General features: G+C 43.4%; 11 protein-coding genes. 8 read left to right on the top strand and 3 right to left on the bottom strand.

Translation table 11 applies throughout. The annotated features are described in order from the left end of the window. Nucleotides 1-28: 28 nt before the first annotated feature. Nucleotides 29-1,723, bottom strand: coding sequence for a hypothetical protein (locus tag H6571_00740; protein ID MCB9322243.1), 1,695 nt, complete (start codon nt 1,721-1,723; stop codon nt 29-31). A gap of 648 nt (nt 1,724-2,371) precedes the next feature. Between H6571_00740 and H6571_00735 the strand changes: the two genes are divergently transcribed. The 5 genes from H6571_00735 to H6571_00715 all read left to right on the top strand — a co-directional run bounded on the left by H6571_00735 (nt 2,372) and on the right by H6571_00715 (nt 8,387). Beyond that, nucleotides 2,372-3,061 carry an NUDIX hydrolase gene (locus H6571_00735; protein MCB9322242.1) on the top strand — a complete coding sequence of 230 codons (690 nt, stop codon included), beginning with the start codon at nt 2,372-2,374 and terminating at the stop codon, nt 3,059-3,061. A gap of 277 nt (nt 3,062-3,338) precedes the next feature. Continuing rightward, nucleotides 3,339-5,006: a ribulokinase gene (locus tag H6571_00730; GenBank protein MCB9322241.1), complete on the top strand. Its 1,668-nt coding sequence runs from the start codon at nt 3,339-3,341 to the stop codon at nt 5,004-5,006. 15 nt (nt 5,007-5,021) lie between these two features. Continuing rightward, on the top strand, nt 5,022-5,720 hold the full coding sequence (locus H6571_00725; protein ID MCB9322240.1) for an L-ribulose-5-phosphate 4-epimerase: 699 nt from the start codon (nt 5,022-5,024) through the stop codon (nt 5,718-5,720). A gap of 33 nt (nt 5,721-5,753) precedes the next feature. Continuing rightward, nucleotides 5,754-7,376 carry a sodium/solute symporter gene (locus H6571_00720; GenBank protein ID MCB9322239.1) on the top strand — a complete coding sequence of 541 codons (1,623 nt, stop codon included), beginning with the start codon at nt 5,754-5,756 and terminating at the stop codon, nt 7,374-7,376. A gap of 129 nt (nt 7,377-7,505) precedes the next feature. Further along, complete coding sequence (locus tag H6571_00715; GenBank protein MCB9322238.1) at nt 7,506-8,387, top strand: ROK family protein; 882 nt, start codon at nt 7,506-7,508, stop codon at nt 8,385-8,387. A gap of 20 nt (nt 8,388-8,407) precedes the next feature. Here the strand turns inward: H6571_00715 and H6571_00710 are convergent, their stop codons facing one another. Together H6571_00710 and H6571_00705 are read right to left on the bottom strand one after the other, a co-directional pair. After that, complete coding sequence (locus H6571_00710; GenBank protein MCB9322237.1) at nt 8,408-9,292, bottom strand: hypothetical protein; 885 nt, start codon at nt 9,290-9,292, stop codon at nt 8,408-8,410. Between the two features lie 289 nt (nt 9,293-9,581). Further along, nucleotides 9,582-10,355, bottom strand: coding sequence for a hypothetical protein (locus H6571_00705; GenBank protein ID MCB9322236.1), 774 nt, complete (start codon nt 10,353-10,355; stop codon nt 9,582-9,584). Between the two features lie 154 nt (nt 10,356-10,509). Here H6571_00705 and H6571_00700 point away from each other — a divergent pair, with 154 nt between their 5' ends. From H6571_00700 to H6571_00690, 3 genes are read left to right on the top strand one after another with little or no spacing between them, the layout of a single operon-like run. Continuing rightward, entirely contained in the window at nt 10,510-12,792 is a 2,283-nt protein-coding gene (locus H6571_00700; protein MCB9322235.1) for a gliding motility-associated C-terminal domain-containing protein, read from the top strand. 32 nt (nt 12,793-12,824) lie between these two features. Then, the gene (locus H6571_00695; GenBank protein MCB9322234.1) at nt 12,825-13,790 is read left to right on the top strand and encodes an ornithine cyclodeaminase family protein; all 966 of its coding nucleotides are present in this window, start codon (nt 12,825-12,827) and stop codon (nt 13,788-13,790) included. After that, nucleotides 13,787-14,845, top strand: coding sequence for a proline racemase family protein (locus H6571_00690; GenBank protein ID MCB9322233.1), 1,059 nt, complete (start codon nt 13,787-13,789; stop codon nt 14,843-14,845). Before H6571_00695 ends, H6571_00690 begins: the two co-directional genes overlap by 4 nt. The last annotated feature ends 55 nt before the right edge of the window (nt 14,846-14,900 follow it).

Genomic DNA, 14,900 nt, shown 5'->3' with positions numbered 1-14,900 from the left:
TAGGTTTATATATTTTTTGATCTGGTGATTATTCAACAATTACGAGATAAGCCAACTCTGGTACCAGTGCGCAATTCAAATCACCACTGTCTACCGTTATACCCGAATACTGCTGGAAATGGGTTTCGCCGCTGGCATAGGTAACATTGTATAGCACATCAGCAGTATTGTCACCATTGTTTGTAACGGTGATCTCTATGTAAGATCCATTTATGCTGGATGTGAATATATCCCAGTTCCAGTCACTTGTGGGAGTAGCTGTGCCATAGCCGTCACCCCATCCGAAGCTGTCCATGCGAACTACAGCATATTCCGTCAAGTCAGCTTTGCGAAGAATTGTGCTGGGGCTGTGCCAGTTAGCAAGATTGTCGGAGTAGCAGTACATTTTTATGGTCGTACTCGACCCTGAAGGGACTGCATATTCATTAGAGAATGCCGTCCACCATCCGGTCGAAAAGTCATTGGCCCCTACTTGACCTACACCCATTACAAGCGTTAGCGGGCAAGTCGTGGTTACTGTGTTCATTGCTCCAACATAAGAAATGACAGCAACCTGAGCACCTTCGGCAGCCGGAATCTTGCCAAACTGAAGGGCTGCATTATCAATGATAGCGGTTGAACCATCGGAATATGTTGCTGTTACGACAATACCTGTTCGGTCAAATATTATAGAGTCGTTACTGAAGAAATAGTATTCGGTTATGACTGGCAAAGTAGTCACCTCGAGGCTTGTAACAGAGTTCGTTACTTCCAGCGTGTAGAAGGTTGATACAGCCTGGGTATATGCGCCTTGCTTGGTTTTGCTATAAGCTACAACGACGGTCTTTTCTCCGATTGTAGTCATATCAGGAACCACGGTGAATGATAAATCTGCTTTATCTACTTGTGCGGAAGAACCGTCAGCGAAAGTAACCGTAGCGATGGCATTACCCCAGAAGTCTTCGTTGCCTATTTCAACAAAGGCAGGATATCCTTCAACTACGATTGAAACCGGGTCAACGTCTTCTACAAAAGTTACTTTAGAAGGAAGAAGATATGCTTTCTTCATCTCGAAATAACTGCCGTCGCAAATTAAGAAAGCCGCGATATCTTCATTGGCAGAAACCGGTTGATTATACGTTTCCACAAGCACCGTACCATTTGTTCCTACGGCAGTGGCTGTTACAAATACATTGCCGGTAGCAGAGTGGTCAATTTCGAGCGTAACATAAGCACCGTCCATGGTAGCACGGAAATCGTTCCAAATATCGCCATCACCGTCCGTGTCGGGATAGTTTTGGCTCATCAGGTTGAGATCAAAATCTCCGTTACCCCAGCCGTAAGCATCAGAACGGATAACAAAGTACTCTGCATAGTCAGCGGCATCACGATCTGGTAAATTGGCGACAGCAAGATTCCAGTTATTCCAGTTATTAGCGCCGGAAGAGTGATTAACAAACTCCAAATGCAATAGTTTGTTTGTAGGAATGCTGAAATAATCAGAGAATGCTGTCCACCAGGCTGCACTGTTATCTTCAGGTCCGACTATCGTTGTAGCGATAGTGAGGTAAGTAGTGTCCCCTGTATTCTGGCTTGCATTCGCTGCTGCAATGGAATCGATCCTGCTCTGCAGATCAGAGGGTTCATCAATTGAATAAAGATCCAACTTCTCGCACCCCATTATGCCCAATGCAGCAAAAGCTGTTGCAAAAAAGGCAAACCACATTAGTTTAATTCTTTTCATAATAATAAGTTTTAATGAATGATTTTTTTTATAATTATACCTGGTTAGTTGATCAGGAACACCATAAATGGCTGCAGCTGATACATCCTTCAAAATGGGAAGGAATTCAATTTTATTAAGAGGAAAATCATAAAGATTATTGACGATAATCCCGTCAATGAAAAAGAGTGGAAAATCATAAACTTCCACGCAGAAGTATTTAACAATGGGACTTTAAAAGGCAATCGTTTAGTCTTTTTCATTTGATACAATTTTAAACGATAATATTAAGTGTATTTTTTACACTTCCAAATATATGAAAAGGTTTTGCCATTTTCCAAAAATAATTTCGACTTTTTTTAAAAAGACCTTTAATATTTAACCCGTTAAAGCCATTTCACAACATAATAAAACGACAATTCCATAAGCGGCACATATAACTTTCACATTATCAATTAATTACAAAACAATTTTTTCATATTTATAAAAAAAGATTTGATGACCATCTTTAGCCTCTTTTTTTTCAAAAAAACGGCTCCCCCTTTGGGGCTAAATTACACGAAGTTGGCATTCGTGTTTAAAACTAAAAAAGCGCAATAGAGAATTCAAACGCTATTGAATACATTTATTATTAAAAACTTATTACCTTGAGCCGCTTAATTTATTCGCATGTTATCAAGTTATAAATCAGAAGACAGGGTACTGTTGGCCGTAGATTGTATCATCTTCGGTTTTGACCAGGAAGATTTGAAAATTCTGCTGATTAAAAGGGATTTCGAACCGGAAAGGGGCCGATGGTCTCTGATCGGCGGTTTTTTGAAAAAAGAAGAAACCCTCGACCATGCGGCGATCAGGATTTTACATCACCTCACAGGATTTCACGATATATATATGGAAGATCTGAGTGCATTTTGTGAAGTGGACAGGGACCCCGGTGAGAGAACCATTTCTATCCCTTATTACGCACTGATCAATATTGAAGACCACAACAAGGAACTTATTCAACAGTATTCAGCCCAATGGTTTAAAGTGGGGACAGCACCGGATCTGATCTTTGACCACAACCAGATGGTAGAACAAGCCATTCAAAGATTGCAGCTAAGGGCATCTACCAAACCCATCGGATTTGAGCTGCTGCCTGAAAAATTTACCATGCGCCAACTGCAAAAACTATACGAAGCCATCTGGAATATTGAACTGGATAAACGCAATTTTATCAACAAAATAAAATCCCTTGATATTCTAATCAAACTGGAGGAAAAAGACATGGAATCTTCCAGAAAAGGTTCTTTCCTTTACAAATTCGATAAAGAAAAATACGACAGAAAAGTGTCTGAAGGGTTTATGTTTAAACTATAGCAGTTACTTTTTTTAACTTTCCAATTTATCTTCCCTTTTCATCTTAAAACACATCTCTCTTTCCATTACTCCCCCCCTGCTTATACCCTAAATGCAACCCATTAAAAGGGGAATCCTGCGCAAAAGAAGAATTAAATAAGGTAAAAAGAGCATATTTTTTTAAATAATAAATGTATTTTACACACTTATTTGTATAATAGTGCATATTTCAGGCACAATATTTTATATTTGAACCTGAGTATGGCTTTTACTTTTATCATGAAAATTCAAATGAAGTATGAAATACGTGATTGGGGTCGACTTCGGGAGTGACTCGGTCAGATCCTTAGTTGTCAATGCAGAGCACGGAGAGGAAGTAGCCTCTGCTGTACACTATTATAAAAGATGGAAAGAAGGTTTATACTGTGTCCCTTCAATCAATCAATTCAGGCAACATCCGCTGGATTACATAGAAGGTCTTGAATCAACCATAAAAGAATGCCTGTCCGCTGCCGGTGAGGAAATAGCCCGGAAAATCGTGGGCATAAGCGTGGATACCACTGGTTCCACTCCTGTGGCCGTCAACAAACAAGGCACTCCTCTGGCACTGCTCCCGGAATTCAGCGAAAATCCTCATGCGATGTTTGTCCTCTGGAAAGACCACACGGCTATCCGCGAAGCAGAAGAGATTAATGCGCTTTGCTCCAAATGGAAAATCGACTACACCATGTATGAGGGAGGCATTTACTCTTCCGAGTGGTTTTGGGCGAAAATTTTAAAAGTGAGCCGGGAGGACCAAAGTGTTCGAAAAGCAGCCTACAGTTGGGTGGAACATTGTGACTGGATTCCTTTCCTGTTAACCGGAGGGGAGGATATTTCACAAATGAAGATCAGCCGTTGTGCCGCCGGTCACAAAGCCCTTTGGCACGAATCATTCGGTGGCCTGCCACCCAATGAATTTTTTGTAGCACTGGACCCCCTTCTTGATGGTTTGGTGGATCGCATGCAGAAAGAAACCTATACTTCTGATGTGCCGGCCGGTAAACTCGCTCCCGAATGGGCAGAAAGACTAGGCCTTTCTAAGGAAGTTGTAGTCGGTGTTGGGGCTTTTGATGCCCATATGGGAGCCGTTGGCGGACAGATCGAGCCTTATTACCTTAGTAAAGTAATGGGGACTTCGACCTGTGATATCCTCGTAGCGCCAACAGAAGGAGAAGAAAAACTGGTGGGAGGTATTTGCGGACAGGTGGACGGCTCTGTCATTCCCGGCATGCTCGGCCTCGAAGCAGGTCAATCCGCCTTTGGTGATATCTATGCCTGGTTTGGAAGGGTTTTGGAGCAACCTATCGTACAAGCGATCCGGGAGAGCGACCTTTTAGACGAGGAGACAAAATCCAAACTCATTGAAGAAGCACGGGAAAAGCTGATTGAACGCCTTTCCGCAGCAGCGGAAAAAGAACCTATTGGTTCATCGAATGTCCTCTCCCTCGATTGGATGAACGGCCGGAGAACCCCCGATGCCAACCAACAACTCAAAGGGGTGATCAGCGGGCTGAACCTGGGCAGCGATGCTCCTAAAATTTTCAGGTCTCTGGTAGAATCCACCTGTTACGGCGCCAAAAAGATCGTCGACCGGTTTATCGAGGAAGGGATTCCCATCAAAGGCCTTATAGGGCTAGGAGGAGTGGCTAAAAAGTCTCCTTTTATTATGCAGATGATGGCCGACGTGATGAACATTCCCATCAAAATTGCTGCTTCAGAACAAACCTGCGCCCTGGGTTCGGCCATGTTTGCCGCCACCGCTGCCGGCCTTTATGAAAATGTGAGCCTGGCCATGGAGAACATGGGTTCCGGATTTGACAAGGAATACTACCCTATCGAAGAAAATGCCAGGAAATATGAAAAATATTATCAGGAGTATTGTAAACTTGCTCAGGTAATAGAGCATTACATAACGCAAAATTAAAACTCATACGCAAAAATGAGTAAATACCAACACATCAAAGAGGAGGCTTATGCAGCCAATATGCAACTTCCCGAGTTGGGCCTGGTGCTGTTTACTTTTGGCAATGCCAGCGCAGTAGATCGGAACCTGGCCGCCTTTGCCATCAAACCCAGCGGGGTTCCTTATGCAGAATTGTCTCCCGATAAGATGGTCATTCTCGATTACGACGCAAAAGTGATTGAAGGCGACCTGAGACCTTCCTCTGACACCAAAACTCATGCTGTACTTTATAAGGAATGGGATAAGATCGGAGGAATTGTCCATACACACTCCACTTATGGCACCTCATGGGCCCAGGCAATAAAAGATGTGCCGATTTTTGGAACCACCCACGCAGATCACCTTACGGTAGATATTCCATGTGCCCCTCCCATGAAAGATGAATACATTGAAGGGGACTACGAACACATGACCGGTTACCAGATCATTGATTGCCTGAAAGAAAGAGGACTTTCCTATGAAGAAGTCGAAATGATCCTCGTGGGTAGCCATGCCCCTTTTTCCTGGGGAAAAACAGTGGCCAAGGCTGTTTATAACAGCGCCGTTTGCGAAGAATGCGCCAGGATGGCTTTCCTTACATTACAGGTAAATCCCAAAGCGGCACGCCTTAAAGATACTTTAATCAATAAACATTACCAACGTAAACACGGAAAGGATGCCTATTACGGACAGTAATATTGACTTTTTTAATACTTAAAACACAAACTAATGAAGAGCCTTGACAATCTGGACTGGATCGTTATCGGTCTGTACTTTCTAATTCTGCTGGGTATTGCCTGGTGGGTAATTCTTCAAAAAAACAAAAACACCACAGATTACTTTTTAGCAGGTCGAAATATAGGATGGTTCGTTGTCGGCGCATCCATTTTTGCCTCAAATATCGGATCTGAACATGTTGTTGGATTAGCAGGGAACGGTGCAGGGAATAAGCTCCCTTTGCTGATTTATGAATTACACTCATGGATCGTTCTGATGCTGGGTTGGTTATTCCTGCCATTTTATGCCAGAAGTAAAGTATTTACGATGCCTGAATTTCTGGAAAGGAGATTTGATTCCCGATCCCGTTGGTTACTTTCTGTCGTTTCCATCATAGCTTATGTGCTGACCAAAGTATCAGTAACTATTTATGCAGGAGGGATTGTAGTGTCTTCCTTACTGGGGATACCTTTCTGGATTGGGGCGCTTTCTACTGTGGTTTTAACCGGTTTATATACTATTTTAGGAGGGATGAAAGCCGTTGTTTATACAGAGGCCGTTCAGGCCATTGTTCTCCTTTTGGGAGCGGCAACTTTGACTTTTATCGGGATAAATGAAATTGGCGGATGGTCTAGCATGGTCAATACGGTAACAGCCAATGCACCGGATTACATGAGTATGTGGAGGCCAAATTCAGACCCTGACTTTCCCTGGTTGCCATTGGTCATTACCAGTACAATAGTGGGAATTTGGTATTGGTGTACAGACCAGGTTATCGTTCAAAGGGTTTTGACAGCCAGAAATCTTAAAGAAGCACGGCGCGGAACCATTTTTGGGGCTTTTCTTAAGATAACCCCGGTATTTTTGTTCCTGGTTCCGGGTATCGTTGCTTTGGGCTTGTCCCAAAAAGGAGTGATTTCTTTTGATACACCTGACCAGGCCTTTCCAGTGCTCATGACCCACCTTTTGCCTTCTGGCTTAAGAGGGTTGGTTGCGGCAGGATTAATGGCGGCCTTGATGAGTTCATTGGCTTCTGTATTCAACTCTTGTTCCACGCTATTTACGCTGGATATTTACAAAAGATTACATCCCGAAAAGCCTGAAAAGGAGCTGGTGAACATAGGCAAAATTGCGACGGCTATTGTGGTAGTGCTTGGGATCATCTGGATTCCGGTTATTTCAATGTTGTCCAGCGGATTATATGAATACCTGCAAAAAGTCCAATCTTACCTGGCACCTCCAATTGCTGCTGTTTTCCTATTAGGCATTTTCTGGAAAAGAATCAATGCCAACGGTTCCATTGCGGCCTTAGGGACAGGATTGGTTTTAGGAATGGGAAAATTAATGATTGAAACATTTAAAAATTCCTATTCAATCGATTCCTTGCTTTATAAAATTGCAGATTTCAACTGGTTGACTTTTGGCGCATTATTCTTTTTCACCTGTATCTTTATCGCCATAGTGGTTAGTTTATTGTCCGGTGTGCCTTCAGAATCACAATTACACGGACTTACCTTTGCCACGACTTCTGATGACCACAAAACAGAGAACAAATTAAGTTACAACTGGATTGACATTAGCGCATCTTTGGTTATTTTGTCCATTATTGTCTGGATAATGGTCTCTTTTTCCTAATCATTGAGCTTATTTCCATAAGAAACAGGATTCACCCCGAATTTTAAAAAACAAAATTTGGGGTGAACCTTGTTAATTGCCGGGAACTCCGTAATTTAACGGTTCTTAATCAACATACGAACTCAAATTATGGAATTCTCACTTGGCATAGACATTGGCGGCTCTCACATTTCAGGAGCTATTGTAAACAGCGATACCGGCGAGATCATTATCGACAGCTACCGCGAGCAACCTATCGACCCCCTCGGTCCTAAAGAAGAAATTCTCCTGATATGGACAGAATTTTTTAGAACTTTTCTTCAAAATAATAAAGATAAAAAAATCCAAACGATAGGTTTTGCCATGCCCGGCCCGTTTGATTATGAAAATGGCATTGCTTCATTTGAAGGCGTGCCAAAGTACAATAGCCTCAAAGGAGTCAACGTGCGTGAATACCTCAAAAATAACCTTCCTGACGGTCAAAATCTCCATATCATTTTCAAAAACGATGCCACTGCCTTTGCCGTTGGAGAATACCGGTTCGGAGCCGCCCAAAATATTGACAGAGTATGGATTCTTACACTGGGAACAGGATTTGGGTCAACTTTTCTCGTCAAGGGAACCCCAACCTTTTCCGGTCCCGGTATGCCGGAGGGAGGATATTTGTATTACCAGCCCTTCAGAGAAGGAATTGCCGAAGAATCTTTATCCACGAGATGGTTTGAAAATACATGGCATAAACTTAGCGGCAAGACCATCAAAGGGGTAAAACCCCTTGCTGACCTTTATGCCCAGGGAAATGAAGAAGCGAAGCAACTCTTTGATGATTTCGCACAAAACCTGGCATCGTTTTTGGCTCCATGGCTGACTAGTACCAAGGCCCGGGGAGTTGTTATCGGAGGCGGAATCACAAAAGCCTGGGAATACTTCGCCCCAATGACTGAAGCCCACCTCCAATCCGCAGGACTGGATATCATTCTCCGTAAAGGGACACTTGGGAAATATGCGCCCATTATTGGAGCAATTAGTTAAGAAAATACGGAAATCCCACATTAGAATTCCCTGAATTTTCTTCCATAGCTTAAACCAATGGCAAATTGGCTCATCCGAATCTCCTGGCTGGGAATAACCATACTAGTCATCTCCAGGTAATCTTTGTAATAAACCGGATCCAATGTTGCTTTGCCAAAAATTTGTTGATAGGTCAGATTAAAATGCAAATAGGAATGGCTTTTTTCATAAATAGCTACTCCGGCCCCCAGATTCATTCCCAGGAAAAGCCGGTTATCTGAGGCAGGACCCTCCTGGTAAACCTCTGGTACGGTACCCTCTCCTCTCAAAGAGACAAGATTGAAACTGGGCCCGATATCCAGGTGGAATTTATTATTCAAATTAAACCAACGTACATAAGGGATCAACCCTACATCACTGTATTTGAATGCTATATGCCCCCCCTTTTCTGAATTGTATCCTTTGGCCAATATATGGTTAAAAAGGCCGAATTTCAATCCAAATCCAAGACTATTGCCCACACGATAATTCCCATCCACCGCAAGGGAAAGAAAAGAAGTAACCTTAGGGAACTCTGAGGTTGTGGGTCCGAACAACCAGCTATCATACAGACCGTCAAAATTATTGGTCACCAGTACATCGTTTAATTGCCTTCTTACTCCAAAAAAGGTAATAGATGGTGAAAAAGCAATAGAAACCGGACGGTGGAATACCGCACCGGGACAATAAACGATCTTACTGATCTGGGTTTTAAGGATTTGAATGGTATCACTGAATCCTTCGTTATCCACCACCAGTTTCACCGCACCAAATTCATCATTTAAAATTTTGCCATAAATAATTTCATTTGAATTCAATACAACATGGTCCTGAGCAAAAGCATCGAAGGATAAAAACAACACAAGGAGGAAAATCAGCTTTTTCATGAATAAATAATTTAATGTTCAATTATGGGATTTTTTGCCGCCCTAAAGGTTTAGCTAGTTCATCAAAAATAAAAAAACACCCTCACCGATACGGTTCAAATAATATTCAATCTTAATGATATTTTTAGTATTTTACAATGATTTTTATCCGAACATTTTGGTGATTTTTGAGCTTTTCATCCAGTATTTTTGCAATAAAAAAACAGAGGGCCCTTCTTTTTGGAAAAGCCCTCTGTTTTTTATTGGACCGGCAGGTTGTCAGATGAGAAAACACCTATTGATTCATCTCTTAATTATAGCACAAATCATAGGAAAAATCACAACTGCCACATGGATTCACGGGAGATTTCTGACAAAGGATGTGAACCGCAACAACACCTTCCCATTTTCCCGATAATGTCTGGAATTGAGGTAATGCCGGCGCCGCACTAATAGAGTAAGACTGGTAAATTCCGACAGGTCCTTCTATTTCAACAGTCATATCATGGGCTCCGGTAAGGGTGATATTAAGATCTATATCCCTTTCCGCAACAGCTGACCAAAGAGTCTGCTTGTACCAAAGACAATCAATATCCTGATCCGGGGCACTTTCCACCTCACCATTCAAACAAACCGTACCCGTTGAAAGCCAGTCAGAAGCGGAAAAGCCATTATCTTCATTGGTGGGAACATAAACCGCAATAAAATTAAGGGTAGCTACCGGAGGAACAGGAATACCGGGAATAAGAAAAGCTTTAATAGACAGCATCTGGGGAAATTCTTCCATCAGGGCTTCACCGGGTGCTATCGTTCTCTCCACAGTACGGGTAGTTCCATCATTATCGGCAATTAGTTTGACCTTAAGAACAATAGGTACTTCCCCTGTGCACCTGACGTTAATTACACCATTGCGGGGCTCGGAGGTCTCCATCAAGGTAGTTCCATTTGGGTCAAGGCTAAAAGTCTGTTCGATCATGGTTGGTTCATTGCGACCGGGATTATCCTCCGGCTTTTCACAGTTTGAAACAAATAAGACCATCATTGTAAATACGGAAATTGAAAAAAATGATTTGAGGTTGCTCATGGCATTAAAATTTTAGGATTGATTTATAAAAATTACAACCCTAAATCAATCCCTGTTTATTTTTGTTACCCCAATGAAGGAATATAATGGTCAGCCGCTGCCGGGCTTATTTCGAAAAACCTTGCTTTTTAGGAAAAATGTTATAATTTTAATAATGGAAAAAAAGTATCTCATAACTTTAATTATCGCGGGTATAAATTTATTCCTTGCAACTGGACCCCTCAGGGCACAAACCAATGAAGGAACAGATTTTTGGTTTGGATTTATGCAGCATAGGGACAATCAAAACACCAAAGTGGTGATGATCACTTCCAAATACAATACTACCGGCACTGTTAGTTTGCCGCTTGAAAACTGGAGTACTTCGTTTTCCGTTATTGCGAATACGGTTACCCTTGTTTCCCTGCCTAATTCCGCAGAAGTCATTTCTTCGGAGGAAATCACCTTTTCAGGAATCCGACTGACATCGGGTCTTCCTGTTTCGGTTTATATTCATCAGTATCACAACTTCAGGTCTGAGGCATCCGTAGTTTTGCCAGTGGTTTCGATTGGTGAAACTTATTATGTAATGAGTTACAACGGGGTAAACATCCAGGGAGTGGATTACCCTTCGGAATTCCTGGTGGTGGGAACCGCTGACGAGACCGTTTTAAACATAACCGTAAGTGCCAACACAAAACTTGGAAAACCAGCAGGAACCACTTTTGAGGTTGTCCTTAACCAGGGAGAGACTTATTTGGTACAAGGGGCAGTCGGCGCAGACGACCTGACAGGTTCCTACGTCAGTGCCGACAAACCATTTGCCCTTTTTGGAGGAAACCGCTGGACCGAAGTACCTACCGGATGTAGCGCTCGCGATAACCTCCTCGAACAAATGTACCCCGTTTCCGCCTGGGGCCGGCAATTTGTCACGGTTCCCAACATTTATATGAGTTATGGTATTTTCAGGATATTGGCCTCTGAAAACAACACAAACATTACCGTTCATTCAACTTCGGCAGTGAGTTATAGTCTCAATGCAGGAGAATTTGTTGAGTTTTCCAGATCCCAGGCCACCTATATAGAAGCCAATCACCCAGTTCTCGTGGCTCAATACCTTATAGGCAGTGGCTGTAATGGTCACAATTCCGGAGACCCCTCGATGGTTCTTTTAAACAGTGTGGAACAAACCAGAGATACCATTACCCTGTACAATTCCTCCTTTGAAAATATCAGCGAAAATTATATCAATGTGGTGATGTCCACCGATGACGTGCCTTTTGTTACTCTGGACGGAAACGTTATTGGGGATAATTTCCTGACCCAAACGATAGGGTTAAATGATGAATTTACGTATGCCAAAATACCCGTAAGTAGCGGAACACATACCATCATATCAGAGGGTTGTGGCGTAATTGCCACAGCTTACGGTTATGGAGAGGTTGAATCTTATGCCTATAGCGCAGGCGCCAGTTATAATACGATTAATGTGAGCAAAATCCCCGATGGAGGGTGCCTGGGCGATACCATCCTTTTCGATACGGGGCTTTCTCCCATCCGGTATTCTTTTCTTTGGGATTTGGGAGACGGAACCACTTCAACGGAAGCTGAATTCACTCATTTTTACCCTGAATTGGGAGGCTACCCGGTCAGTTTGATCCTCACCAATAATTGCCTGAACGTTTCGGATACCTTGTACAAAGATTTGCTGATCACCCTTCGGCAACCTGTGAATACAGGCGATGATGTACTGATCTGCCAGGGAGAAACCATCCAGTTGAGTGCCACGGATATTGACGGAGCTTTATACGAATGGACTGGTCCCGAGGGTTATTTTTCCGACCAACAATTTCCAATAGTAGAAAATGCCCAGCCAGGAATGTCCGGTGATTACGCCGTGATCGGGATCGTCTCCGGTTGTGCCACCTTCCCTGCTTATACGGGGGTGGAAGTTATCCCTACCCCTAAACCCAACCTGGGGCCGGACACCATTTACTGCAATAACAATGCCCAATTCACCCTTGACCCGGGCAGTTATTTTTCTTATGAATGGCAGGACGGTTCAGTCGGTTCTACCTACGCCGTTGATTTAGAGGGAAGTTATGCGGTTCAGGTTGCCGACGTTCACGGATGCATCGGGGAGGATAGTATTATGCTGCGCAATATCTGCCCCACGAAAATTTATGTTCCCAATGCATTCAGTCCAAACCACGATGGTATCAACGACACTTTTGGGGTTTATGGTTCCGATATTTTATCCATGAAATTTACGATATTCGACCGCTGGGGTAACCTCCTTTTTGAGACCACAGACCAACAGGAACAGTGGAACGGTACTTTCAACGGCTCTGCCCTTAATAGCGGCACCTATGTCTGGCAACTTGAATTCCAGGGTATTCAAAAAGACGGAACACTTTATGACCAGGTGCTGAGTGGGGAGGTTTATCTGCTTTACTAAAAAGAAATGGTATTTTTACTCAAAATCAATCCATGCAGGACTTTGCTTTCATCGACAGCACATTTATTGAAAATCATTCCTCTTTTCCAGAATTGGTTGAAATTTTAAGAACAGCTTTCGCTGAGCATAAAATGATAGTGCCCATGAGGCATCACCATGATTTCCCAAATCCCGGTCATTCAAAAGATTCGACCATGCTCCTGATGCCTGCCTGGGAACCGGAAAAAAATGCCGGGGTAAAAATTGTAGCTATTAGTCCTGACAACCGGGATAAAAATTTGCCTACCATCCAGGGGACCTATTTATACTTTGATGCCCCCAGCGGTAGCCTTTTGGCCATACTCGAAGCCAAAACACTTACCAACAAACGAACCGCCGCCGCCTCGGCCCTGGCCGCTGATTTTCTCTCCAGGAAAAACGCTTCAACGCTCCTGATGATTGGTACAGGAAGCCTGGCCCCCGACCTCGTGCGCGCTCATTGCAGCACAAGGCCCATTCGACAAATTTGGATATACGGAAGAAACCACCAAAAAGCAAAGGCAATAAGTGAGCGGTTGAAACAGGAAGGTTTTAATATCCAGGCGATAGATTCCCTGGATCATTACGTTCCGAAAGCAGACATCATTTCCTGCGCCACCCTTTCCGAAACTCCGCTGTTTCCAGGAAAGCTGCTCCAACCCGGCCAGCACCTTGATCTCGTAGGTTCCTATAAACCAAATATGCGCGAAGCGGATGACGAAACAATTACCCGATCAGACATTTTCCTGGACAATTATTCCGGTGGATTGAAGGAAACAGGCGATATAGTCATTCCCATTCAAAAAGGAATTATGAGTTCAGAAGATATAAAAGCGGACTTGTTTGAATTGTCTGCAGGCATTAAACCAGGAAGACAACACGATGACCAGATCACCCTTTTCAAATCAGTTGGCCATGCCCTGGAAGACCTCGCAGCAGCAACGTATTATTATGAAAAATTCAAAAAACAGGCAAAATGAATACCTATAAAAATATCCTGACTAAAACAACCTTTAAAGTTCCCGAAGATTGGTTAACCATCAAAACCATCGACATGCATACGGGTGGTGAACCCCTGCGGTTCATCGTGGAGGGTTTTCCTGAATTAAAAGGCAACAATGTGCTGGAATATCGCCGGTATGTGAAGGAAAATTATGATCATTTGCGCAGAGCCCTAATGTATGAACCCCGCGGGCATGCTGATATGTACGGCTGTATTTTACTCCCCCCCAATGACCACGAGGCCGATTTTGGTATCCTTTTTATGCACAATGAGGGATACAGCACCATGTGCGGGCATGCGATTATCGCCATCACCACCCTGGCCGTGGAAATGGGCTGGGTAGAAGCTAAAGGATCGGAAGTTGAACTGAAGATAGACGCCCCCTGCGGCAGAATCACTTCTTTCGCCCGTTTATCAAACCGTGCCGTTCAATCGGTTCGGTTCCACTGCGTTCCATCTTTTGTCGTCGGGCTGGACAGAAAGGTCTATGTGGAACCCCTTGGGCAGGAAGTTATTTATGACCTTGCTTACGGAGGGGCATTTTATGCCTACGTGGATGCCAATCAACTGGGGCTTGACCTCATTCCGGAAAATTACCGCCTCCTCATAAAAACCGGTATGGACATCAAACGCGCTGTCATGCAAAACGACCCAAACGTTCTTCATCCCTTTGAAGAAGACCTGAGTTTCCTGTATGGCACTATTTTTATTGGAGGCCCGGTAACGGCAGGAATAAACAGCCGGAACGTTTGTATTTTCGCAGAAGGAGAAGTAGATAGAAGCCCCACGGGATCCGGGGTTTCAGGCAGAATGGCCATTCATCATGCCCGGGGCCAAATGCCGCCAGGAGCCAGTATGCTGATCGAAAGCATCACAGGAAGTGTGTTTCGCGGAAGCGTGATCGAAACATTAGATTTTGGAAGTTTTAAGGCTGTCATTCCACAGGTGGAAGGCACGGCTCATATTACGGGCATGAATACTTTTGTCATTGACCCAAAAGATCCTTTTAAGGAAGGATTCATTTTTCATTAGAATTTGTTTTATCAGTTTATAGGTTCCATCGAAGCATTATTGAACACGGATGGAA

Source organism: Lewinellaceae bacterium, assembly GCA_020636105.1.
Classification (GTDB): domain Bacteria; phylum Bacteroidota; class Bacteroidia; order Chitinophagales; family Saprospiraceae; genus BCD1.
Note: the sequence above shows the minus strand (reverse complement) of the source record. Positions and strands in the feature narration are given on the sequence as shown.

Excerpts from the sequence above, each read along its gene's own strand:
- H6571_00690 (MCB9322233.1), top strand. The coding sequence starts at position 13,787 with ATGAATACCTATAAAAATATCCTGACTAAAACAACCTTTAAAGTTCCC.
- H6571_00715 (MCB9322238.1), top strand. The coding sequence starts at position 7,506 with ATGGAATTCTCACTTGGCATAGACATTGGCGGCTCTCACATTTCAGGA.
- H6571_00735 (MCB9322242.1), top strand. The coding sequence starts at position 2,372 with ATGTTATCAAGTTATAAATCAGAAGACAGGGTACTGTTGGCCGTAGAT.
- H6571_00725 (MCB9322240.1), top strand. The coding sequence starts at position 5,022 with ATGAGTAAATACCAACACATCAAAGAGGAGGCTTATGCAGCCAATATG.
- H6571_00740 (MCB9322243.1), bottom strand. The coding sequence starts at position 1,723 with ATGAAAAGAATTAAACTAATGTGGTTTGCCTTTTTTGCAACAGCTTTT.
- H6571_00705 (MCB9322236.1), bottom strand. The coding sequence starts at position 10,355 with ATGAGCAACCTCAAATCATTTTTTTCAATTTCCGTATTTACAATGATG.
- H6571_00730 (MCB9322241.1), top strand. The coding sequence starts at position 3,339 with ATGAAATACGTGATTGGGGTCGACTTCGGGAGTGACTCGGTCAGATCC.
- H6571_00710 (MCB9322237.1), bottom strand. The coding sequence starts at position 9,292 with ATGAAAAAGCTGATTTTCCTCCTTGTGTTGTTTTTATCCTTCGATGCT.
- H6571_00700 (MCB9322235.1), top strand. The coding sequence starts at position 10,510 with ATGGAAAAAAAGTATCTCATAACTTTAATTATCGCGGGTATAAATTTA.
- H6571_00720 (MCB9322239.1), top strand. The coding sequence starts at position 5,754 with ATGAAGAGCCTTGACAATCTGGACTGGATCGTTATCGGTCTGTACTTT.
- H6571_00695 (MCB9322234.1), top strand. The coding sequence starts at position 12,825 with ATGCAGGACTTTGCTTTCATCGACAGCACATTTATTGAAAATCATTCC.